Source organism: Candidatus Bathyarchaeota archaeon, assembly GCA_018396705.1.
Taxonomy (GTDB): Archaea; Thermoproteota; Bathyarchaeia; order Bathyarchaeales; family Bathycorpusculaceae; genus DRVP01.
In genome coordinates this window covers 297,121-318,564 of the sequence record JAGTQZ010000004.1, presented here as the reverse complement: position 1 = coordinate 318,564, position 21,444 = coordinate 297,121, and the positions used below count along the sequence as shown (strand labels likewise).

Below are 21,444 nucleotides of genomic sequence, written 5' to 3'. Positions count from 1 at the left end.
TATTATTGGACTAGGCCACTGGGTATACATCGCTTAAGCTTTAGGCTTAGCCTTTAAGTCTTTGATATTCGCATTCTTAAGCCAATTAACATGTTTAATCAATTCGTTAACAACAGTTTCAAAGATTTTTCTTCCTTTTTCTGCAGAAGCTGTTGTTGACTTACCAAACACTCCTAGTCTAGTTTGGTCAGCTGTATCTAATGGAAGAGTTAAGCCCTCCACTTCTGCGAAGGATCTATGGACCTCTTCGTCAACAGCGTTGTCCATGTTAACAAAGTGTGGAAACAAAGCTAAGTTCATTGAAGTCTCTTCAGACCCCGCGTGTCCCCTTTCTTCTGATCTAAAAATATCAGGCAAAAGCTTGCTAGCTGCTGGCCACCATTGGAAGACAGATACAAAAATACCGATTTCTCTAAGTTCCCTTGCTAAGTCAGTTAAGGCGTTTAAGTTTCCGCCGTGTCCATTAACTATGACAATTTTTCTAACGCCATAATAGTTTAGGGATAGGCAAACCTCCTTAACATAGTTTTTGAAAGTTTCTGGCGAAACGAAAACTGTGCCCCAAAATTGTCTGTGTTGATGACTTACACCGAATGGTATAACTTGAAGGCACACAACGCCGGTACGTTTGGCAACTTCTTCGGCAATCGCCTTAGCAATAAAATTGTCTGTTCCAAGAGGGCCATGCGGACCATGCTGCTCGTTTGAACCCACTGGGAGTATAGCAATATCATTTTTGCTGAAATACTCCTTGGCCTCAACCCAACTCATTTCATGAAGCAGAACCTTCATAGGATTTCCCATCACGAAACTGTTTTATTAGAAGGCTTTGAATATAAGCTTGCAGCCAAATTGGCGGTGAGTTCTTTGAAGGCTTTAATCCTTGCCGGTGGATTCGGAACAAGGCTTAGGCCGTTAAGCTGCACGCGACCAAAGATTTTATTTCCAATAATCAATAAGCCTCTTGTAGAATGGATTATCGAAAAGCTTTATGAAAGCAATTTTAAAGAGGTGATATTCGCTGTCAATGGTCAAACAGCATTCCATCTAAGACAAGCAAAGTTCTCAAGAAACGGAATGAGAATCGTTTATTCATGCGATCCTCCTAGAAAACCATTAGGAACCGGCGGTCCAATAAAAAGAGCAGAGAGAATCTTAGGCAAGGAAAAATTCTTGGTCATTAATGGAGACATTTTTGCAGATATAAATTATCTAGAAATTATTAAAATGCACGAAGAGAAAAACGCCGTTGCAACGATAGCACTTCATCGTGTTAAAGACCCAAGCAGATATGGAGTTGCAGAGTTAACAGAAGACGGTAGAATAAAAAATTTCATCGAAAAACCTCCAAGAGAATTCTCGCCATCAAACCTCATAAACGCCGGCGTGTATGTTTTTAGCCCGGAAATTTTCAGTTATATCCCGGAAGGAATGAAAGTCTCCTTAGAACGGGAAGTTTTTCCAAAACTTGTAAAAGAGGGGAAACTTTACGGCTACATGTTTGATGGATTTTGGACGGATATAGGCAAGATCGAGGACTATTTAAATGTAAATAGGATTTTACTTAGAAAAGTCAACGATAGATGGCAAAACACAGTAAAAGGAGTGGGCAAAATTATTCAACCAACATTTTGTGGTGAACGCTCTTCCATTAGAGAAGGATCCGTAATTGGACCATACACGGTATTAGGAAGAAACGTTAACATTGGAAAAAATGTGCAGATAAAAAACTCGGTAATATTTGAAGGTGTCTCTATAGCGGACTCATGCATCATCAACGGCGCAATAATTGGTGAAAACGCAATCATCGGAGAAAACGTCGAAATAAGCGAGAATTGCGTCATTGGAGATCACGTTGTCATCGGGGATCATGTTAAGCTAGCAAGAGGAGTAACAATCTGTCCAGCGAAAGAGGTTTATGAAAGCGTGACAACTTCGACATGCATACTCTAAGCTTCAGAAGGTGTCCAGAAGAATGATAAACGCTGGAAGATTGTTTGGAACAAACGGTATTCGGGGAATAGCAAACAAAGAGTTAACCCCAGAGCTTGCAGCAAAAATCGGAAGCGCGATAGGGACCTTCTTCAAGAAAGGTAAGTTAATAGTTGGACATGATGCTAGAACGAGTAGTCCGATGCTTGCCAAAGCTGTTATTTCCGGGTTAAATGCAACTGGTTGCAATGTTTTATTCGCCGGTATGGCACCAACCCCGGCATTACAATATGCCACTAAAAAACACAAAGTAGACGGGGCAGTTATAATAACCGCCTCCCATAATCCTCCGGAGTATAATGGAATAAAGGTTGTATGGAACGATGGAATAGAAATCTCACGAGAACAAGAAATAGAGATTGAAAACATTTTCTTTGAAGAAAGGGTGCAGTACGCTGAATGGTGTAAAATTGGAGAAACACGGCCACTCATAGGAATAATTGATGAATACATGGAAGCCATAAAGGCGCATATCGACATTAATAAAATAGCAGACAAGCGTTACCATGTCGTCGTGGACGCGGCTAACAGCGTGGGCGCTCTTGCAGTTCCCAAAATTTTGAGGGACTTAGGCTGCAGAGTTACAACAATAAACGCGAACATTGATGGAACTTTCCCGGGAAGGCCTCCGGAACCTCGTCCTGAAAACCTAAAAGATTTGGCATTAGCGGTTAAAGCGGTAAACGCCGATGTCGGAGTTGCATTTGACGGAGACGCTGACCGCTCCATATTTGTTGACGAGACTGGAGAAATTCACTGGGGTGATAAAACCTTCGCCCTAGTTGAAAAATACTTTTTAATGAGGAATCCCGGCGAGAAAGTTGTTTCACCAGTTAGCTCATCAACGCTGATTAGAGATATAGCAGAAGCTTACGGTGGAGAAGTTGTCTGGACAAAAGTTGGAAGCGTAACTGTCTCGCATACCATGAAAAAACTAAACGCAAAGCTGGGTGGAGAAGAAAATGGAGGAATCTTTTATGGACCTCATCAAGCTGTTAGAGATGGGGGAATGGCAACAGCTCTAATACTGGACATAATGGCTGAAACCGGCCAGAAGCTTTCTCAATTACTTGGCGAGCTTCCAAGGTATTTTATTGAGAAAGGTAAGGTCGAATGCCCCAACAAACTTAAGGAGAAAGTCTTAGAAAATCTCATCGCGGAAACAAAGGGGCTAAACATAGAGACAATCGATGGAATTAAAATATGGTTTGAAGATAAAAGCTCGATTTTGATGAGGCCCAGCGGAACCGAACCACTTTACAGAATTTACGCGGAGGCAAAAACAAAGGAAAGGGCTGAGGAACTTGTCCGAGAGTTTAGTCTAAAGCTTAAAAGGATAATTGACAGCGTAAAAAGCTAAAGTTGAGGAATGCATCTAAAATCTGGAGAAAATATGATGATGTCAGACGCGGCAATCAAGGAAAGCAAAGATCCTGAACCATGCGAAAAGTTTACAGTATGTGTTGTAGGTTGTGGACGAAGCGGGATTCTCCATGCATGTCTTTTCGTTGAAGCGGGGGTTAATGTAATATGTGCTGATGAGGATCGAACCTTAGTGGAACGCGTTTCGAAAGGCAGAGTTCCATTTTTAAGACAAGAAGTGGAACCCGTTCTGCGAAAAAACTTGGACGATGGAAGGCTTAGGGTCACAAGCAATTTGGAGGGAGCGGTAACCCTAAGCAACATTATAGTCGTTACAACACCAACAGAAATAAACGAAAAGGACAGGGTGGACTACTCAAACATTGAAAAAAATCTTAAGAGAATAGGTTTAAACCTCCGCAAGAACACGTTAGTCATTATTACAAGCGTTGTAGGAGTTAATGTTACTGAGAACATCTTAAAAGAAGTTCTTGAGAACACATCTGGGCTGAAATTGGGTGTAGACTTTTATCTTGCGTACAGTCCGGTTTTAGATTGGAAGACACACACGCTCAAAAGTCTGGCAAATTATAAACGAATCGTTGCAGCCTTTGATGAAAATAGTTTGGAAAAAGCATCGGATTTTCTTGGCTCTGTCACAAAAACTCTGCCTATTAAAACCATGGATGTAAGGGCGGCCGAAACGGCTATATTACTTGAGGCTATGAGGAGAAAAATTGGTTCTGTGTTAGCTAACGAGTTTGCATTCTTCTGCGAGAAAATTGGCGTTGACTACTTAACTGTTCAAAGCTTGTTAACAGCGGATCTTGGTGAGTTTGTGCAGCCTACATTAGACTGCACGGTCGACAATGAACTCCTGATACTCTCGGAAGATGCGGAAAGCCATAACATTAAACTTCGAACTTTGGCTGTGTCCTTAGAAAGCAATAAAGAAATGTTAAGACACGCTGTTGCCCTCATTCAAGAGGCGTTAAAAAGTTGCGGAAAAACTACGAGAAGAGCAAGGGTTGCATTACTAGGTATTTCTCAAAACCGAAACATCATGGACACACCAAAAAACTCATTGAAAATGTTTGTTGGGATGCTTGAAAGAAGGGGTGTTAAACTAAGCCTTTATGATCCATATTTACCGCAGAAATTTTCAACGGAATTAGAGTTGCCGCCTATTAAGGAAAATTTGACGGAGGCATTAGAAGGCGCAGACTGTGTTGTAATATTCACCGGCCACGACCAGTTTAAACGGTTAAATCTAAAAAAGCTTAAACTTCTAATGAAAATGCCAGCGGCGATTGTTGATTTTGAGGGTATCTTAGACCCGGTGAAGGTTGAATCCGAAGGCTTTGTATACCGAGGTTTAGGTAGGGGGTTACGGAAGAATGGATAAAAAACTCGGGGTAGCCGTTATCGGTGCTGGTTTTTGGGGGAAAAACCATGCAAGGATCTTCAGGGAACTAGAGGAAACGGAGCTCATAGCTGTTTGTGACATAGACGCTGAAAGAGCCAAAACTGTTGCAAAACAGCTCGGTGTTGAAGCATATACGGAAGCCGGAAGGATGCTGAAAAAAAAGGAAATCGAAGCGGTAAGTGTATGTACGTGGTCAACAAGTCTTGCAAAAGAAGCATTGAAAGCATTAAAATTTGGAAAACATGTTTTGGTTGAAAAGCCAATGGCTGCAAACTCTAAACAGGCTGAAATATTAATAGAGACGGCGGAAAAAGAAGGGTTATACCTTTCGGTTGGTTTCTTGATGCGTTTCATTCCAGGAGTACAATACATAAAAAATGCTATTGAAAATAAAAGTATAGGCGAGCTTGTTTGTGCAACAGCTAAAAGAGTTTCCCAATGGCCGGAGAGAATAGGAGACATTGGCGTTGTAAAAGATTTAGCGATTCACGATATAGACATAACACGCTACTTATTTAACGATGACCCGATAGCAGTTTACGCGAAAACTGGAAACATGAGACACAAGCGCTTTGAGGATTACGCCCACATCATGCTCACTTTTGAAGGCGGAAAAAACGCCTTCATAGAATCCAACTGGCTAACTCCTTACAAAACGCGAGTGCTAGTGGTAACTGGAAGCGAGGCAATAGTAAAACTTGATTATATCACACAGGAGTTGACTATAGAGAATGCGAAAGAGACTGTTCAGCCGAGAATCCCTTGGCAGGAGCCGCTAAAACTTGAGCTTAAACACTTCACAAACTGTATCCTAGGGAAGGAAAAACCCTTAATAACTGGAGAGGACGGATTAAAAGCCTTGAAAATTGCTGAAGCCGCACTGAAATCTTCAAGAACTAGCAAACTCGTAAGAATAAAGTAGGCTTTAACTTTTTTTAAGATTGAATGGTTTTCCCTCGAGCAGAATCTTTTCCGGAATTTTCTCCTTCCATTTTTTCAAGAAAGGCAGATCCTCAATTTCCTTTCTAAGCTCATCCGGAAGCATCTCTGGAATCTCATCCCTTATAGGGTACCAACGTAAACATTCCGGGCAGACAATCAATCCTTCAACGATCTCTTCTCTTTCTTCGAAAACATATAATTCAAGGGGATGATGTTTATCTATTGGACAGGCCAATATCTCCATAAGCTTCCTTTTCATGGCAACCCCAACGCATATGGTTTTTACAACTCTTTATTAAAATTTGCTAGTCTTTAAGCCTTTGCATAGGATGTCTACGACGATCTGATACCAGTTTGGCCCTGTTGTCCGAACAATTCGACTGAAAGGCATCTCGAAGTTCACGTTAAGTTTTTTAAGCTTATCCGCAACTTTCGCTTTAACTTTCTCAACGGGGTTTTCATTCTTTTTTGCATTTTCAAAGTCGTAGTAGTGTATCCAGCCCCTACCGTTTTTTAATGACAGAAATGCATATGGCAAGTATTCTAGGGCTTTTTCAGGCAGCGGCATGAGAACTCTGTTTGCAGTGTCACGGAGCCTTTCTAGGATTACGTCTTTTGCGTCACCTTCTATTGGGACTATTTTACCATGAACATTGTTGAGTTTTATATTTTCCCACATGTACCGGACTGCTATAGGGTTAATGTCTATTGAATATATCTTTTCAACCTTTGAATGTTTAGCGATTACTATAGAAAAACACCCAACACCTGCAAACATATTTATGATGATTTCACCGTCTTGGACGAGATTTGCAACCCGCATTCTCTCATAGGACAGCCTAGGTGAAAAATAGCAGCGTTCCAGATCAACCGAGAAAAGGCATCCGGACTCTTTGTGGACGGTTCTTGTTTTATTCTCTCCGGAAATGTACTCAAGCTTCCGAAGTCTAAAGTCTCCTTGAACCGGGCTTGTTTGAGCTAGAACTGTCTTAACATTTTTATGAACCTTCATTATTGCCTCAGCAATGGTCTGGCCATGCTTTTGGGAATCCTCAGCAAGACGTATGATGGCTATGTCGCCCACGATATCGTAAGAGTTATAAATAGTAGCTACCACCTCGGACGGCAACACTGTTGAAAGGAGATGTTTTAGGCGTTTCTTCATACTAATCGCCGAGACAAATAATATTATTCCTGGGGAAATGCTTAAAAGTAAACAAATTCTTTTGTAACGGGGAATAAAAATGGAAAAAGCAGCTCCTGGAATAGTTTATGAATGCCTAAGGTGTGGAGCTAGGGTTTCAACGGAAGAGCTTGAACTGCGAGGGGGAGAAATAAAATGCACCGTCTGCGGCTACAGAGTTCTAAAAAAAATAAGACCTCCGGTAGTTAAGCGAATTCAAGCCAAGTGAAAGTTCAGATTATTGAGCGCTCGCAGTATGTCGATGAACTTTCGAGTTTAGAACAGTTCTCTTTCACCTATCTTGCGGAGGGCTCTTCCCCGAAGCTTTATTGCTGGACCAACAACTTCCTCAGGTTGTTTTTCCACAGTTTTCCTTCTTATTGTTTCGCCGCATACTCCCCTTGGAAGTAGACGCCTTTTAACACAAAGTGCGTATGAACAGTTCGCCACATTACACATGTCTTCAGTCCATCTGCACCACACACCGTCTCTACGGAAAACGGCAGCATTCTTGCCACACTTGAAAAGTTCACATTTGGGAGAACACATCTTCACTTGCGCCAAGGGACGACCAACCTTTAACTATTCAATAAAACCTTGCCGTTCCATAACGCTTTTGTTACTGTAAGAATTCTCGGAAATTGATATAAAGTTTTCCCAATTAGACTCAACATTTAAACTCAAACTTTTCGGGAAACTTATATTTTGAAACGTTTCATTCTTACTTCAAGTAGAACGAAAAACGCCAGAGCTACTACAATCAAGATAATTGTTGCAAACCATGCTGTCTCAACGAGGAGGCCGGCGAAAATAATATACTTAGCCAACTTAACTTCAATTGGGTTTATTTCATTCCTTGCCTCAACAACCGGGCATGTAAATGAATAAATTGGCTGGTTTCGGTCTGTTAAGTAAACCTTTATTGTCAGAGTCCCTCCGATCTCCGTGAAATCTGCTATTCCGTTAGCGTTTGTCAATTTGGAGTTTATCGGTACGCCTTCACGTTCTAGGGTTACGTTAACGTTTGGAATTGGTTGCCCAAAATAGTCGATCACCTTAACGTATATTGGCAGGTTATACAGAGGACAATAGACCGTTATCGTTTTTCCCTCGAAGAGTTCAACTACTGTTGAATTAAGAATAACCCCTCTAGAAGAAACTTTAACATTATAAATCCCAAAAACACAGCTGAAGAACGATCGGCCATCCTGGTTTGTGTAATTAGTATATTGCAATCCACCCATTGTTTCTTGAACTTCCACCAGGGCGTTTGATATGGGGACATTATTGGTGCCCACTAAATTCACTGTTAAAGGTCTAACGGGACAAAATATAGTTATATTATTCCATGCGGACGGCTTCAGTCGAAAAGTGTCATTGTTTAAATTGAAAACTTTCCCGTAGCGGAGAGCTGCCACATGATATGATGCACTTATAAGGAGCGACCTAAGCTGTGCATAACCATCAATATTAGTCTGAGAAATGATGGTTTCGTTCTCAATTTTCCCACCATCCAAATCCATGGTGTAGGTGACGGAAATGTTTAAGGATACAAACGGAATTTTTACCGCAACGTTTTGTTCGCCTACAACCGCTATGTTGAGGTTAGTAAGCTGGCAAGTTATGTTTAGTTTATCATACATATTTGGGATAAAGAAAGATTTTTCGCTGACCTTAACTTTTTTGAAGTACGCTGTTAAGTTGTATTCACCCTTCTCTAACAAGGCGACAGCAATGCCGTTTTCATTGCTTGTGATGTTATAGGTTGCATTAGCCCATTTATCATACGCATTAATTAGGACGTTTGGAACAGGTTCTCCTGCAAGGTTGAGTGGAGTAATTTGGGTTTTGAACCCTGGGACGATGAAATCTTGTGTGTCATTAACTTTTTTGCTGTCTGGTTTCGGTGTTATATTTAAGGTGTAGTTTCCAATAAGTGTGTTGACTGGAACCGTCCAGTTTGCTTCTATAATGTCGCCTAAAACTGTATGGTTAAAGTTGGCTATTAGTTCGTTTCCAAACCTAATTGATATTGTTGTATTAGTACCGGTAAGCGATGAATAACCAACAGCTTTTATTCTAACCACGTCGCCCCTGTGATATTCCGCGCGATCTGTTAGTCCTATGAAAAACGTGTCATAAGCTAAGGTTCCGTTGAAGTATACCGTGTAAGTTCCAGTGTAATTTGTGTGTGGACGCCCCAAAAAATTGTCCGGATATAATATTGAGGCGTTCCATACACCCGTGTCTGTTGTATTTAAGAGATGCACAAGTGCCTGGTACGTCTCGTTTGCTGGTGTTTTGACAGTTATGTTAGCGACATAACCACCGTTCTCTTTTTTGCCTCCAGTTATACTGACGGAAATGTTAATTGCCGTTGCGCCTTCTTGGAATTGATTTGGATATTGTGGCTTGCTTACTTTTATGATGTAGTTTGCCTCCACGTAAAACCATGAAGTAGCGTTAACTCCTGCAAGGACATCACGCAGCGTTATTGTGTAATTTCCACCCTGAAGAGTGGGAACTTTAAACGAGCAGTTCACATTATTTCCAGAAGCTGTTCCGTTTGCCACTAGAATGCTGTCAAACCAGACCTCGTATAAGCCTTCTGTCGTGTTTATTGTGCCAACAAGTGTGACTATTTCTCCGACTTTTCCGGTTTTTGTTGCAGGTGAAATGGAGGTTATCGTCACGTTAACTGCGTAAACATGTAACGAAATCAGCTGACAGAATGCCGCTAAAACTAGCACGGTTATTAACGTATTTACAGCCACAGCCTTTCTATTCAATTTTGTCGCGCTCCAACGGCCTCTCTTTGAGTTTTGATTTGAACATTTACTATTAGGTGAGCGTTTTAAACTTTACCTTTAATATAAACAATGTAAGGTTTGAAAACGTAAACCTTTAAACAAAAGGTTCTTTAGGACTTGAACACCGGAGGGAGATTGATGATCGACAAAATTCTAGGCCTAGTTGAGAAACATGAGAAATGGCGTGGAAAAGAATGCCTAAATCTAATTCCTTCTGAAAATGTTATGAGTCCTATTGTGCGTGGTCTTTTAGCATCGGAACTTGGACACCGCTATACAGCTAGGGACCGCTTTTACATGGGTACAAAATTCATCGATGAGATTGAACAATACGGCGAAGAGTTGGCTAAAGAAGTGTTTGGAGCCGAAATCGCTGACCTACGACCGCTTTCAGGCCACATTGCAGATCTAACTTTTCTGGCATGTTTCACAAAGCCCGGCGACACGCTCATGTGCCTCTCGCCGGAAGACGGTGGCTATCCGGGGTTGTGGGAGAATGGTTTAGCCGGGCTTTTGGGTTTGAAGGCTGTTCCCTTGCCATTTTCTAGGGAAAACATGAAAGTGGAAACGGAAAAAGCGAAAGAAATCATTAAACGTGAAAAGCCTAAACTCTTAATTTTCGGAGCTAGCCTAATTCTTTTCCCTCATCCCGTTAAAGAGTTGGCTGGCGTTGCCCAAGAAAACGGTGCAGTGGTGGGGTTCGATGGCTCTCATGTTTTAGGACTCATCGCCGGAAAACAGTTCCAAGACCCGTTGAGGGATGGGGCTCAAGCGCTTTTTGGCTCAACACATAAATCTTTTTTCGGTCCCCAAGGCGGCATAATTTTGGCGAATAAAGAGCATGGCGAATTGATAAAAGCCAAAATTTATCCACGTTTTGTGGATAACGCCCACTGGAATCGCATAGCTGCCTTAACCTTGGCTTTAGCTGAAATGAAGTGTTTCGGTAAAGAGTATGCGAAACAGGTGATTCGTAATGCTAAAGCTTTGGCTAAAGCGTTACACGAAAATAGTTTTCCAGTGAAATGTTCGAAAATTGGCTTCACGGAGTCCCATCAAGTTATAATGGATTTTGGAGGCTACGATCAAGGCAGGAAAGTGGCTGAAAAACTTCAAAAAGCAAACATAATCGTTGACTGCGTTGTAAGAATTGGAACATGCGAAGTCACAAGGCGTGGAATGAAAGAAAATGAAATGGTGAAAATAGCTGAATTCATAAAAAGGATCGCGCTTGATGGAGAGAACCCGGAAACTGTCAGAAGGGATGTGATAAGGCTTTGTTCAGACTTCCAAAACATTGAATACTGCTTTAAATAATGAAAGAGCCATTTATAAAAGGCGTCTTCATTTTACAAGTTTGATAACAATGGGTCTTGTTCCAACATTGCTGATTGAAGCGCTGAAAAAACATAAGTACCATATTGTTGGTAGACATTCGGCTGTCAAACGATGCAGATGGCTTTATGAGACACTGATTCACGGAAGACCATGCTACAAGCAGAAGTTTTACGGGATAAAAACCCACCAGTGCATTCAAATGACACCAGCACTTTTCTATTGCACACAACGATGTCTTTTTTGTTGGCGAGCTCAGAGTGGAGACCTCCAAATTACATGGGAAGAAAACATGTTGCCCCTATGGGATTCACCTGAAGAAATCGTTGAAGGAAGTATAAAGGCACAACTAGCAATTTTAAGCGGGTATAAGGGAAACCCGAAGACAGATCCTCAAAAGTTTAAAGAAGCATTAAGACCCCGCCATGCAGCCATAAGCCTAACAGGTGAGCCAACCCTTTACGAACCTCTGGGAGAGCTTATCCACGCTTTCCACAAGAGAGGCTTCACAACATTTTTGGTGTCTAATGGAACAGTGCCCTCAGCGCTGGCAAAATTAAGCCATGAACCATCACAACTGTATATCTCAGTCTGCGCCCCAAACAAGGAAATTTACCGAAAAGTTTGCCGACCACTCACGCAGAATGCTTGGGAGAAACTAAATGAAACACTGGAGATGCTTAAAAGCTTTAGCTGCCCCACAGCGATTCGTATAACAGCTGTGCGTGGTCTCAACATGGGAAACATCGAGGAATACGCTAAACTGATGGAAAAGGCTAATCCAACGTATGTTGAACCGAAAGCGTATATGCATGTTGGTTTTTCGAGACTGCGTTTAAGCTATGAAAACATGCCAAGCCATATGGAAATCCGTGAATTTGCATTTAAGCTTGGGGAAGCAGCTGGTTATAAAGTTATTGACGAGTCGGAGGAAAGTCGTGTCGCATTGTTAAGCAGGCTAGAAAAGCCTGTGAAGTTTTCATTTTGTTAAACGTTGGTTTACTTCTTGAGTGAACGGAAGTAAAGGTTAAATAACACACTTTTTAATTCAATGCAGTCTTAAACCCGCTGCGAGGTGCAAAGTATGGTTAGCGAAGGTAGAGGAAGACTGTTTAGGAGGAAGGACGGGAAATTCCTAATATACTTACCAAAAGACTTAGCGGAGGACAGCATGTTCCCATTTAAAGGCTCAGACTCCATATTTGTCAAAGTAAGCTTCAAAATTGGAGACGATAAGCTAATAATAGAGCGATGGCCCGAACAAGAAAAACAGCAAGACACCTAAAGTTTTTCAAAAACACCAGCGCTGTCACTCCCCATATTCTCACTCTTTTGGCAACAATAAAATAGCACTGACTATTATTTTAAGTAAGAGCGATGAAAATGGCCACTCTGAAAACCGTTTTGAGGCAAATTAGAAGAGAACTTAAAGAGAAAGAGAAAGTTCGAGAAAGAGTTCAAGCTGACATGCGGAAGATCACAAGCATTTCTAAACAAGCGATACTTTTCATTCACCAGAAAAGGCTTAAGGAGGCAAGGAGGCTTCTCGGAAAAGCCAAGGAGATTATTTTAAGGCTTAACAGTATGGCGAAAGAGCATTCAGACATAATTCACAGCGGTTTATATGATGTTGCCCTTCAAGAGTATGCTGAAGCCAACATTTTTCTCACTCTAATTGAAGATGCACGTTTCGTCACACCAGCAGAAATCAATGTGCCGTCGATAGACTATGTTCTAGGTCTCGCAGACGTTATCGGCGAATATAGACGCCTAGCATTAGACGCCCTAAGAGAAGGTGACACTAAAAAGAGCGAAGAATGTTTGCGAATCATGGATGAAATTTATATTCAACTTATGGCGATGGATGAAGCCTACATGCTAGTGCCTGGACTTAGAAGAAAATGTGACATCGCAAGAAAAATAATTGAGACTACAAGGGGGGACGTAACCCACGAAATGCGTAGACAATCGCTTGAGAAACATATGAAACGATTGGAAAAACTCGAAAGGCGTTTTGAAAGTCTGGGAAAGTGAAAAATGAACCCTGCCAGTTTAAAACATAATTTTTCCATCGAAAAAGCACACAATGCACAGCTTCAACTTTCAAAATTTATTGTTTTAGAGGATAAGCTTCCAGAAAAGATCAGCTTTATAGGCGGTGTTGACACGGCTTATGCCGAGAATTTGGCTATAAGCGCCGTTATAGTCCTCGACTTCGACAATTTAAACGTTGTTGAGGTTGAAACAGCCACCCGTAAAATCGATTTGCCATACATTCCAACGTTGCTCTCATTCAGAGAGTTGCCATCGACATTCAGGTGTATTAAGAAGTTGAAAACACAGCCAGACGTTTTGCTTGTGGACGGACAGGGAGTTGCGCATCCTTACCGTTGTGGTTTCGCAAGCCACTTAGGAGTTGTTTTGGGCAAACCTACGATAGGTGTTGCAAAAAGTAGACTTATAGGCGAGATTGAACCGTTTAAAAACAGAGACTACGCCTACTTAAGGGAAGGAAATGAAATCATAGGCGCAGCTGTAAAAACAGCCACTGGAAAAATTTTTTACGTGAGCGTTGGACACATGGTTTCGCTGAAAACAGCCATAAAAATTGTTAAATATTGCACACGCCGCGGCGGTGTTCCAGAACCAATACGTCTAGCACATGATGTTGCAACCATTGAAAGAGATAGAGTTGCAAAATCTAATACTCTTAATAATGGGTAATAACAAAGGATACTCTTCAAGTCAACAGTGAGTGGATGAAGTTTGCTTCATCCTAAAATTAGGGCTTTAGCAGATAAAATCCGCGACAAAAACCTTAAAGAGAAAGTGGTTAAACTTCTTGAAAATCCTGTTTTTGAGGTCGACGGGAAAGTCTATAGCGGTTTATCGCTGGATGTTTCGCCAGCTGGTTTGTCACATCACCACTGTTATCCAGGTGGCTTCATTGAGCATGTGGTCTCCACAACTAACCTGGCTTTGGCGCTATGCAATTCTGTTGAAAAGGTTTATCATGGAAAAGTGAACCGAGACCTCGTTGTAGCTGGGGTTTTGCTTCATGACATATTTAAGCCCGTAACCTATACGGTCAACCAGAATGGCAGTTACAGTACTACTGGCTTGGCAGAGTACATGGATCACTTGTCAATCGTTATAGCGGAACTTGTTCGAAGAGGTTTTCCGCTGGAACTTATACACGTGGTTTCAGCGCACCATGGAGAATACGGCCCGATTAGGCCACATACTGTTGAGGCTTTAATTTGCCACCTAGCGGATTTTATTGATTCACGTTTGAACGGGGAGGTTTTAAACGCTGCGGCATACCTCATTAGAAAGGCCACTGGTGAGGAACCACCGGGTTTAACTTCAAAGGAGGCTTTCGAAATAATCCACTCGAAGGCCGTTGAAGGCTGGGAAGGTGTGATAAAAACTGTGGAAAAAATAAAGAAGAGAAAGACCGCGCATAAACCTTAAAAGCAGTGTATGCACACGAATTTGGCGTGATGCATATGGTGGAGATAACGTTTGAGGAATTTCAAAAACTTGACATGCGAATTGGAAAAGTTTTGGAAGCGAATCAAATTCCAGGTTCGCGAAACCTCATAAGAATGATTGTAGATTTTGGAGTGGAAAAACGTCAAGCTGTTGCTGGGCTTTTGCAATGGTACAAACCTGAAGACCTTGTTGGCAAAAAATACGCCTTCATATTAAACTTGCATCGTAGAAAAATCATGGGTGTGGAATCCCAGTGTATGATTTTAGCGGCTGAAGATAACAAAGGTAACGTGGTGGCATTGCAGCCCGAAAAAGACATATCTGAGGGAAGCAAAATCCGCTAGGTAAAGGAAATCAGCTCAAAAGTTTGTTTATTGCCTCAGCTTTTTCTTTGCTTTCTACGATATATTCAATCATTTCCGGAGTTAGGTCAAGCCATTTAGCGATGCCGGCTGCCATTTCCGCATTGTTCTTAAATATTATCCGTAGATATGGAAGCACTTCTTTTGAAGCCCTCGTGGCGGATATGTGGCATCTGCGTTTTATTTTTTGCCCTATTTCCAATTGCATGGCACGTTCCTCTTTTGATCTTGACAGGGCTTGTATACGCTCTGGAAAATGGAAAGGTGTCCAACCGGAGGTTTTCGTATTAACCCGCGCCATGGCCACGCCAGCCGTCATAAAGTCAATTACATAGCGCACGAAGCTCCAATCTTGGGTTCTTCGTATTCTTCCACGATAAACGTCGGCCATTGAAAGTGCATCCATAGCCCTTGCCAAGTCGTGTGGGTCCGTCAGGTGCGCTGGAACATTTTCATATATCCATTCAAAAAGCATGTCAATATCCACATCCGCCATATTGACGGTGCGTTTGGCCCCATCACACGTTTTTCCGTATAGGATCATCCGCAAAACCGTGAATATTGTTTCTTGTCTGTCTCTGAAGCCCAGCCATGAAACATCGTCATAAGTTAAGCGTTTCCTGCCTTGAGCCAGTGCTTGAAGATCCGTTACAGCTGAACGGATATCACCTTCCGAGCGTTGAGCGATAAACTTTAATGCGTTTTCTTCAGCATCTATGCCTTCTTTTAGGCATATGCCCTTCAAATGTCTGAGGACATCGGTGACTGAGGGTTTCTTGAACTCTATTAGGAGGCAGTAGTTGCGGAGAACCGTAAAACGTGGGTCGAAGGCGTTATTAGCAATAAGCACTATGGGACATTGGGCGATTTTTATTATGTCAGTTATGGCTTTAACTCCACCCTTGTCCGCTGTTCCGGTCAAGCCGTCAAGCTCGTCGAAGAGTATGATCCGCTTTGCGCCAAATAATGAACCATATTGGGAGGCCATTCCAGCAAAACGTTTTACAGCTTCTTCTGTTCTATAGTCGCTGGCGTTTTTCTCCACTAACTCCATTTTAAAGTCGTTGGCTAAGGCCTCCACAGTGACTGTTTTTCCTACACCAGTAGGCCCATAAATAAAAGCTGCTCTTTTCTGCGGGATGCCTTTATCCCATGATTTTACCCATTCAGCAAACTTTTGGATAGCTTCCCTGTTGCCAACTATTTCCTTTAATGTTTTTGGCTTGTACTTAACCGTCCAAGGCTGATACACTTTTTACACCTTTCTGGCGGAACCCTTTATTTCGTAGGCTGCCTCCACAAGTTTAGCCAGCAATGCGCTTAGTTGGACTTCTTCGTCTGCACCTTCGACGAGCCGATAGTCTATTTCGCCTATGATATCAGCTAGCTTTATTTTCCATGGTTCCGGAATGTCTGCTCTAAAAATTTCTGTGTGAATTTGGCGGATTATGTCGCTCCCAGCCACGCCATACTTTTGAATCATTTCACGGAGTTGCCTCCGCGCTTCTATAAAGTTGCCTTTCATGGCTGTTTCAATCATTTTCTGCACATCCGCAGGGTTGGCTTTCCCGGCAATCGAATAAACAACCTTTGCGTCTATTGGCTTGCCAAGCGAGGCTGCAGCTTGCAAAGTGTTTATCGCCCTTCGCAAGTCTCCACCGCAAACCTCGTATATGGCGTCTAACCCCTCATTGAGGAGCTTTACGCCTTCTTTTTCAGCAATATACCGCAAGTATTTGTCGTGTTCCTCCCGCGGCAAATATGTGAAGCGAAAAGGTGCACAACGGGACTGTATGGGCTCTATTATTTTCCCACTGTAATTAGCGCACAATATGAAACGGCACGTTTCCGTGTACCGCTCCATGGTCCGTCTTAAGGCTTGTTGAGCATCTGCTGTCATGTTGTCCGCTTCATCCAAAATCATTATTTTAAAGGGAACCTCACCGATGGAACGCACCCTTGCAAAGGTTTTAACAGTTTCCCGTACTACGTCGATGCCTCTCTCATCGCTGGCATTCAATTCCATTATGTGCTCTCTGTAACCCTCACCGTAGAGATCTCGTGCTAAACATAATGCTGCAGTTGTTTTCCCTGTTCCAGGTGGTCCAGCGAAAATGCAATGGGGTACGTTTCTCGATTTAACAAAGCTCTTTAGCCGTTCAACTATTTCTTTCTGGTTTACCATGTCATCTAACGTTTTTGGCCTGTATTTCTCAGCCCACATTTCGAAACTCAAAAATGCTAGCCTCCTTGTAGCTATAGTTTAGCGGTTAAGAGGTTAAAAGGTTATTTAACAAATACGAATTCTTTACAGCATATAAGTTTTTATGGACTTTTCTTCGAACTTATTTCCTCAACTGATTTGTTTAACGTCACCTCCGCAATGTTCCGTGCGTATTCAATAATTCTTCGGCAGTTATCAAAAGTCAGCCTGAAAATTGCTGAAATGTTCGGGTCCAGCTTTTTGCTGGATATCAGGGTTATGATGTCATTTTCAAGAGTTACAAGGGACTCAGTTTTGGAAATTATGTTGTCAGCTTGTTTGTAATCCCATTTGAATGTTGCACTTAATGCCTCTTCAAATAGTCTGCTTGCCAAAGAGTTGAAATTAAGAATTTGTAAGTAAATCTCCTCGTCTATTAACTCCTTAAGAAAAAGAGTTTGATTTTCAACCATCTTTTTAAGGGCAACTATATTATTTAAAATGTTTCTAGCGTTTTCAGCTACGCCTTTAACGTCATTAACAACTATTCTATCTGCAAGAAATTCTTTGGGAGTCTTAAATCCAAGTTCTCGGAACAAGTTTCGCTCCACGCCGAATTTTAGTTGTCGAACGACGTAAAGGTTCAATCTGTTAACATCATTGTAAGCGCTTATCACGTTTTGAATCAAACTTTCATCCATGTCCTTCAGCATCGAAAGAGCGTCCATGTGCGCTGAAAGGGCAATAACGGCCATTCGTCTAATGGCCTTTTCAACCGGAAACTCTGGATGTTTTATCAAAATTTGGATCACAAACTCGGTGGGTGTTTCATCAATAATTTCGGAGCCTAAAAGGGTGTCCCTAACAAGGTTGTTTATTGCTGTTTTAAACTTCAAAATGTTATTCTTGCTTTTTAAACGAATTCGTATTAGCTCTGCACCTGAAACATATAGAGCTTTTATCTTGCGGTATAGCGATGGAATGTCATCGTTAGGTTCTACAATGACTTGATATTCTTTTAATTTGGTTTCCTCGAGTTTTTTCTCCTCTAACTTGCTTGGAATCAGAATTAAAGATGCGTCATCTAACACTTTGAACGCTACTTCGCTTCCTTTGTCTAGGCCTACCTCTCGAACCCAATTTTTTGGCAAAGATATTATATATGAATCTCTTCCTGTACGTTGAACCCGCCTATGCCCCGAATACTTTTTCATAGCATCCCTCAGCAATATATTTCATTTATTCTAAAGCATTCATCATCTAGTATATAAATGATTTACAACAAGTTTATATCGAATCTCGGCATAAATAGCTGAGCTCAATTGGCGAATAATTTGAGATTCAAAAAGGGTGATGTGAAATGACTGAACGCGTATTCAGAAACAGTTCGTATTTAAACGGAAAATCAACCACTGGAACAACAACACGAGTTAAAGACACAAGTCCAACAAGTGGAATGTGCCCCATTTGTATTCGCGATTGTCCAGTGATGTGTGAGATCAGCCTATCTGCCTTTAGAGGAAGAGAAGCCTTATATCCGGAACCGGTGCAATTCGGATATAGCACTGCCGGGGCACTAAAAGACTTTGGGCTAGACTGGTCCCATTTCAACATACAGGCAGGTTTGTTTGAAGCTATTGGCATAGAAGAGAACTCAGATTTAGCGCTTTTCCCAAATGTGAACATTGAAACAAAAGTTGGAGGCATACCGCTTAAAATCCCTATACTGTGCGGTGCCTTCGGTTCCACCGACGTTGCAAGACTTAACTGGGAAGGCTTAGCAATAGGCGCAGCCCTTTCAGGCGCCATGATAATTGTGGGAGAAAACGTCTGCGGCATGGATCCTGAAGCTCAATTTACGAATGGTAAGGTAACATACTCAAAGGAGTTAAAGCGCAGGGTTGAGCTTTTCAGAAAATTCTGGGATGGAAAATACGGCGAAATAGCAGTCCAAACAAATGTTGAAGACCAGAGACTTGGTGTAGACGTTTACGCTATCTCAAAGTTAGAGGTTAATGTTATAGAGAGAAAGTGGGGGCAAGGGGCAAAAGCCATAGGAGGCGAAGTTCGCGTAAGAGACATTGAAAAAGCAATAATGCTAAAGAAGAGAGGGTATATGGTAATTCCAGACCCGGAAGACCCGGCAGTGCAGCAAGCCTTTAAGGACGGCGTTTTCAAATCCTTCGAAAGACACAGCAGGGTAGGCATCCCAAAGGAAAAAGATGTTATAGAAGACATAGAATGGTTGAGGAAGCAAGGAGCAAAACATGTAACCCTCAAAACAGGTGCTTATAGACCCTCAGCGGTAGCCTATACCCTAAAAATAGCTTCGGAAGCAAAAATAGATGCTGTATACTTTGACGGCGCAGGTGGCGGCACAGGCATGAGCCCAGTCCCAATGATGGATGAAATGGGCATACCAACAGTCTACTTAGAAGCCATCGTGCTTAAATGCGTCCAAACATTAAAGAAAAAAGGCCGATATGTACCAGACATAATCATGGCTGGAGGTTTTATAAACGAAACACAAATTTTCAAGGCCATAGCGATGAGCAACTTTGGAGATGGACCGTTTGTTAAAGCTGTTTTGATGGGACGCGCCCCACTTACCGCGGTAATGAAAGCGAACTACTTCAAACAGTTGGCTGAAGAGGGAAAACTTCCGAAAGCTTTCGCCGACAAATTCGGAACAACTCCAGAGAAGTTCTTCATAGCTGCTCCGGAACTAAAAAAGAAGTATGGCGAACGCTTTAAGGAAATTCCATGGGAAGCTGTGGCACTCTACACATACTTGACTGACCGCATAGGCGTCGGGTTAAAGCAACTCCTAGCAGGTGCCCGAAAATGGCGGCTAGACCTAATCAACAGAAACGACTTAATGAGTCTCTCAGAACTCGCAGCTAAAGTAACAGGTATACCGTTAGCCCACGAGGCAGAAGCAGACGCCATTGAGAGAATTTTAGACTAGCTTTCCACCTTTTTCTCATTTCTTCTACGCATAATAGCTAACTTTTTAAGACTTCTTAGAAGAATAGTTTCGGAGGCAATTCATGGAAAGAAGCTACTCCGCGTTAGATACTGCGCTGGAACAATTAAAAGTTGCTACAGAAAAACTTCAGCTTGACTCAGGATTGCATGAAATGCTTAAACATCCAAAAAGAACGCTTATAGTTTCTATAAACATTAAAATGGACAATGGTGTGATCAAAACTTTCTTGGGTTGTCGTGTTCAGCATAATGATGCAAGAGGCCCTTTTAAAGGAGGCATAAGATACCATCCGAACGTAACTTTAGATGAGGTCACCGCGTTAGCCATGTGGATGACCTGGAAGTGCGCGGTAGTCGACATTCCATATGGGGGAGCCAAGGGAGGAGTATGCTGCAATCCAAAAGAAATGTCAAGGAGCGAGCTTGAACGATTAACAAGACGGTACGTCAGCTTGATTCTAGACATAATCGGGCCATACCGTGATGTCCCGGCACCTGACCTCTATACAGACGCTCAGACGATGGCCTGGATAATGGATACCTATAGTCAATTTAAAGGCTACAGTGTCCCTGAATGTGTCACTGGCAAGCCTTTAAGTGTCGGCGGTTCCGAAGGAAGAACTGAAGCCACCTCCCTCGGCGTTATGTTCTGCGTAAGGGAAGCTGCAAAGGTTCTCGGCTTAAAAATGAAGGGGGCAAAAGTTGTGGTCCAAGGATTTGGGAATGTTGGATGGAACGCTGCAAGAATCGCTTATGAATGGGGATGCAAAGTGGTGGGCGTGAGCGACTCAAGCGGAGGAGTTTACTGCAAAGAAGGATTGAACCCATACAAAGTTTATGAGCATAAAACGAAAACAGGATCGGTTCTAAACTTGGAGGGGTGCAGAAACATCACCAACGAGGAACTATTAGAGTTGGAATGTGATATCTTGGTGCCGGCAGCCCTAGAAAACCAAATAAAAAAGGCCAACGCCGATAAAATAAAAGCAAAGATAGTGGCAGAAGGAGCCAACGGACCGACAACTCCAGAGGCTGACAAAGTGCTTAATGAAAAAAGAGTGTTCGTGATTCCAGACATATTAGCAAACTCCGGTGGCGTTACGGCAAGCTATTTTGAATGGGTTCAAAACCTAACAAGGGAACATTGGACTCTAGAAGAGGTAAATCAGAAGCTTGAAAGAAAAATGGTGAAGGCATTTAACGAGGTACACAAAACTTCAAAAGACTATGAAGAGCCCATGCGAACAGCCGCATTAATGCTTGGAGTGGGGCGGGTGGCTGAGGCGATAAAAACATTGGGTCTATGGCCCTAAATAACGGCCATGAATCTCAAGAAGCCTAAAAAT

At 42.1% G+C, this 21,444-nt stretch carries 22 protein-coding genes; 14 read left to right on the top strand and 8 right to left on the bottom strand.

From position 1 onward, the window contains the following. Nucleotides 1–33: 33 nt before the first annotated feature. Nucleotides 34–792, bottom strand: a complete 759-nt coding sequence (locus KEJ24_05440) for a creatininase family protein (protein ID MBS7647260.1) — start codon at nucleotides 790–792, stop codon at nucleotides 34–36. A gap of 75 nt (nucleotides 793–867) precedes the next feature. On the opposite strand from KEJ24_05440, the gene KEJ24_05435 reads away from it, so the two are divergent. From KEJ24_05435 to KEJ24_05420, 4 genes are read left to right on the top strand one after another with little or no spacing between them, the layout of a single operon-like run. Continuing rightward, the gene (locus KEJ24_05435; protein MBS7647259.1) at nucleotides 868–1,953 is read left to right on the top strand and encodes an NDP-sugar synthase; all 1,086 of its coding nucleotides are present in this window, start codon (nucleotides 868–870) and stop codon (nucleotides 1,951–1,953) included. Between the two features lie 22 nt (nucleotides 1,954–1,975). Continuing rightward, entirely contained in the window at nucleotides 1,976–3,352 is a 1,377-nt protein-coding gene (gene glmM, locus KEJ24_05430; GenBank protein ID MBS7647258.1) for a phosphoglucosamine mutase, read from the top strand. Between the two features lie 33 nt (nucleotides 3,353–3,385). Further along, complete coding sequence (locus tag KEJ24_05425) at nucleotides 3,386–4,759, top strand: nucleotide sugar dehydrogenase (GenBank protein ID MBS7647257.1); 1,374 nt, start codon at nucleotides 3,386–3,388, stop codon at nucleotides 4,757–4,759. After that, entirely contained in the window at nucleotides 4,752–5,702 is a 951-nt protein-coding gene (locus KEJ24_05420) for a Gfo/Idh/MocA family oxidoreductase (GenBank protein ID MBS7647256.1), read from the top strand. The genes KEJ24_05425 and KEJ24_05420 overlap by 8 nt, the downstream gene beginning before the upstream one ends. Nucleotides 5,703–5,705: 3 nt before the next feature. Here KEJ24_05420 and KEJ24_05415 read toward each other — a convergent pair whose 3' ends face one another. Then, a complete protein-coding gene (locus tag KEJ24_05415; protein MBS7647255.1) occupies nucleotides 5,706–5,981 on the bottom strand; it encodes a Trm112 family protein in 276 nt (91 codons plus the stop codon). Nucleotides 5,982–6,017: 36 nt separating this feature from the next. Beyond that, nucleotides 6,018–6,887: a class I SAM-dependent methyltransferase family protein gene (locus tag KEJ24_05410; GenBank protein ID MBS7647254.1), complete on the bottom strand. Its 870-nt coding sequence runs from the start codon at nucleotides 6,885–6,887 to the stop codon at nucleotides 6,018–6,020. Between the two features lie 79 nt (nucleotides 6,888–6,966). Between KEJ24_05410 and KEJ24_05405 the strand changes: the two genes are divergently transcribed. Beyond that, nucleotides 6,967–7,134 (top strand): DNA-directed RNA polymerase subunit P, encoded by a 168-nt coding sequence (locus KEJ24_05405; protein ID MBS7647253.1) that lies wholly within the window; start codon nucleotides 6,967–6,969, stop codon nucleotides 7,132–7,134. 47 nt (nucleotides 7,135–7,181) lie between these two features. Here KEJ24_05405 and KEJ24_05400 read toward each other — a convergent pair whose 3' ends face one another. Both KEJ24_05400 and KEJ24_05395 read right to left on the bottom strand, forming a co-directional pair. Then, entirely contained in the window at nucleotides 7,182–7,469 is a 288-nt protein-coding gene (locus KEJ24_05400) for a hypothetical protein (protein MBS7647252.1), read from the bottom strand. Nucleotides 7,470–7,603: 134 nt separating this feature from the next. Beyond that, nucleotides 7,604–9,694 carry a hypothetical protein gene (locus KEJ24_05395; protein ID MBS7647251.1) on the bottom strand — a complete coding sequence of 697 codons (2,091 nt, stop codon included), beginning with the start codon at nucleotides 9,692–9,694 and terminating at the stop codon, nucleotides 7,604–7,606. A gap of 159 nt (nucleotides 9,695–9,853) precedes the next feature. Between KEJ24_05395 and KEJ24_05390 the strand changes: the two genes are divergently transcribed. From KEJ24_05390 to metG, 7 genes are all read left to right on the top strand, one after another. Next, complete coding sequence (locus tag KEJ24_05390; GenBank protein MBS7647250.1) at nucleotides 9,854–11,032, top strand: hypothetical protein; 1,179 nt, start codon at nucleotides 9,854–9,856, stop codon at nucleotides 11,030–11,032. Between the two features lie 49 nt (nucleotides 11,033–11,081). Beyond that, nucleotides 11,082–12,041, top strand: coding sequence for a 4-demethylwyosine synthase TYW1 (gene twy1 / locus KEJ24_05385; protein MBS7647249.1), 960 nt, complete (start codon nucleotides 11,082–11,084; stop codon nucleotides 12,039–12,041). 93 nt (nucleotides 12,042–12,134) lie between these two features. After that, nucleotides 12,135–12,335 carry a hypothetical protein gene (locus tag KEJ24_05380; GenBank protein MBS7647248.1) on the top strand — a complete coding sequence of 67 codons (201 nt, stop codon included), beginning with the start codon at nucleotides 12,135–12,137 and terminating at the stop codon, nucleotides 12,333–12,335. Nucleotides 12,336–12,433: 98 nt separating this feature from the next. Further along, nucleotides 12,434–13,084 carry a hypothetical protein gene (locus KEJ24_05375; protein ID MBS7647247.1) on the top strand — a complete coding sequence of 217 codons (651 nt, stop codon included), beginning with the start codon at nucleotides 12,434–12,436 and terminating at the stop codon, nucleotides 13,082–13,084. 3 nt (nucleotides 13,085–13,087) lie between these two features. Then, nucleotides 13,088–13,774 carry an endonuclease V gene (locus tag KEJ24_05370; GenBank protein ID MBS7647246.1) on the top strand — a complete coding sequence of 229 codons (687 nt, stop codon included), beginning with the start codon at nucleotides 13,088–13,090 and terminating at the stop codon, nucleotides 13,772–13,774. A 42-nt stretch (nucleotides 13,775–13,816) separates the two neighbouring features. Continuing rightward, complete coding sequence (locus KEJ24_05365) at nucleotides 13,817–14,524, top strand: HDIG domain-containing protein (protein ID MBS7647245.1); 708 nt, start codon at nucleotides 13,817–13,819, stop codon at nucleotides 14,522–14,524. 35 nt (nucleotides 14,525–14,559) lie between these two features. Continuing rightward, a complete protein-coding gene (gene metG, locus KEJ24_05360) occupies nucleotides 14,560–14,889 on the top strand; it encodes a methionine--tRNA ligase subunit beta (GenBank protein MBS7647244.1) in 330 nt (109 codons plus the stop codon). Nucleotides 14,890–14,899: 10 nt separating this feature from the next. Here the strand turns inward: metG and KEJ24_05355 are convergent, their stop codons facing one another. From KEJ24_05355 to KEJ24_05345, 3 genes are all read right to left on the bottom strand, one after another. Continuing rightward, nucleotides 14,900–16,159, bottom strand: a complete 1,260-nt coding sequence (locus tag KEJ24_05355) for a replication factor C large subunit (protein ID MBS7647243.1) — start codon at nucleotides 16,157–16,159, stop codon at nucleotides 14,900–14,902. Nucleotides 16,160–16,162: 3 nt separating this feature from the next. Next, the gene (locus KEJ24_05350) at nucleotides 16,163–17,131 is read right to left on the bottom strand and encodes a replication factor C small subunit (protein ID MBS7647242.1); all 969 of its coding nucleotides are present in this window, start codon (nucleotides 17,129–17,131) and stop codon (nucleotides 16,163–16,165) included. A 101-nt stretch (nucleotides 17,132–17,232) separates the two neighbouring features. Continuing rightward, nucleotides 17,233–18,324 (bottom strand): phosphate uptake regulator PhoU, encoded by a 1,092-nt coding sequence (locus KEJ24_05345; protein ID MBS7647241.1) that lies wholly within the window; start codon nucleotides 18,322–18,324, stop codon nucleotides 17,233–17,235. Nucleotides 18,325–18,470: 146 nt separating this feature from the next. On the opposite strand from KEJ24_05345, the gene KEJ24_05340 reads away from it, so the two are divergent. Both KEJ24_05340 and KEJ24_05335 read left to right on the top strand, forming a co-directional pair. Continuing rightward, nucleotides 18,471–20,078, top strand: a complete 1,608-nt coding sequence (locus tag KEJ24_05340) for an FMN-binding glutamate synthase family protein (protein ID MBS7647240.1) — start codon at nucleotides 18,471–18,473, stop codon at nucleotides 20,076–20,078. An 82-nt stretch (nucleotides 20,079–20,160) separates the two neighbouring features. Next, complete coding sequence (locus KEJ24_05335; GenBank protein ID MBS7647239.1) at nucleotides 20,161–21,411, top strand: Glu/Leu/Phe/Val dehydrogenase; 1,251 nt, start codon at nucleotides 20,161–20,163, stop codon at nucleotides 21,409–21,411. Nucleotides 21,412–21,444 lie beyond the last annotated feature (33 nt).

Bases quoted from the DNA above. Each gene is read 5' to 3' on its own strand.
- KEJ24_05440 (MBS7647260.1), bottom strand. From the start codon at position 792: ATGAAGGTTCTGCTTCATGAAATGAGTTGGGTTGAGGCCAAGGAGTAT.
- glmM (MBS7647258.1), top strand. From the start codon at position 1,976: ATGATAAACGCTGGAAGATTGTTTGGAACAAACGGTATTCGGGGAATA.
- KEJ24_05425 (MBS7647257.1), top strand. From the start codon at position 3,386: ATGATGATGTCAGACGCGGCAATCAAGGAAAGCAAAGATCCTGAACCA.
- KEJ24_05420 (MBS7647256.1), top strand. From the start codon at position 4,752: ATGGATAAAAAACTCGGGGTAGCCGTTATCGGTGCTGGTTTTTGGGGG.
- KEJ24_05415 (MBS7647255.1), bottom strand. From the start codon at position 5,981: ATGAAAAGGAAGCTTATGGAGATATTGGCCTGTCCAATAGATAAACAT.
- KEJ24_05410 (MBS7647254.1), bottom strand. From the start codon at position 6,887: ATGAAGAAACGCCTAAAACATCTCCTTTCAACAGTGTTGCCGTCCGAG.
- KEJ24_05405 (MBS7647253.1), top strand. From the start codon at position 6,967: ATGGAAAAAGCAGCTCCTGGAATAGTTTATGAATGCCTAAGGTGTGGA.
- KEJ24_05390 (MBS7647250.1), top strand. From the start codon at position 9,854: ATGATCGACAAAATTCTAGGCCTAGTTGAGAAACATGAGAAATGGCGT.
- twy1 (MBS7647249.1), top strand. From the start codon at position 11,082: ATGGGTCTTGTTCCAACATTGCTGATTGAAGCGCTGAAAAAACATAAG.
- KEJ24_05380 (MBS7647248.1), top strand. From the start codon at position 12,135: ATGGTTAGCGAAGGTAGAGGAAGACTGTTTAGGAGGAAGGACGGGAAA.
- KEJ24_05375 (MBS7647247.1), top strand. From the start codon at position 12,434: ATGGCCACTCTGAAAACCGTTTTGAGGCAAATTAGAAGAGAACTTAAA.
- KEJ24_05370 (MBS7647246.1), top strand. From the start codon at position 13,088: ATGAACCCTGCCAGTTTAAAACATAATTTTTCCATCGAAAAAGCACAC.
- metG (MBS7647244.1), top strand. From the start codon at position 14,560: ATGGTGGAGATAACGTTTGAGGAATTTCAAAAACTTGACATGCGAATT.
- KEJ24_05350 (MBS7647242.1), bottom strand. From the start codon at position 17,131: ATGTGGGCTGAGAAATACAGGCCAAAAACGTTAGATGACATGGTAAAC.
- KEJ24_05345 (MBS7647241.1), bottom strand. From the start codon at position 18,324: ATGAAAAAGTATTCGGGGCATAGGCGGGTTCAACGTACAGGAAGAGAT.
- KEJ24_05340 (MBS7647240.1), top strand. From the start codon at position 18,471: ATGACTGAACGCGTATTCAGAAACAGTTCGTATTTAAACGGAAAATCA.
- KEJ24_05335 (MBS7647239.1), top strand. From the start codon at position 20,161: ATGGAAAGAAGCTACTCCGCGTTAGATACTGCGCTGGAACAATTAAAA.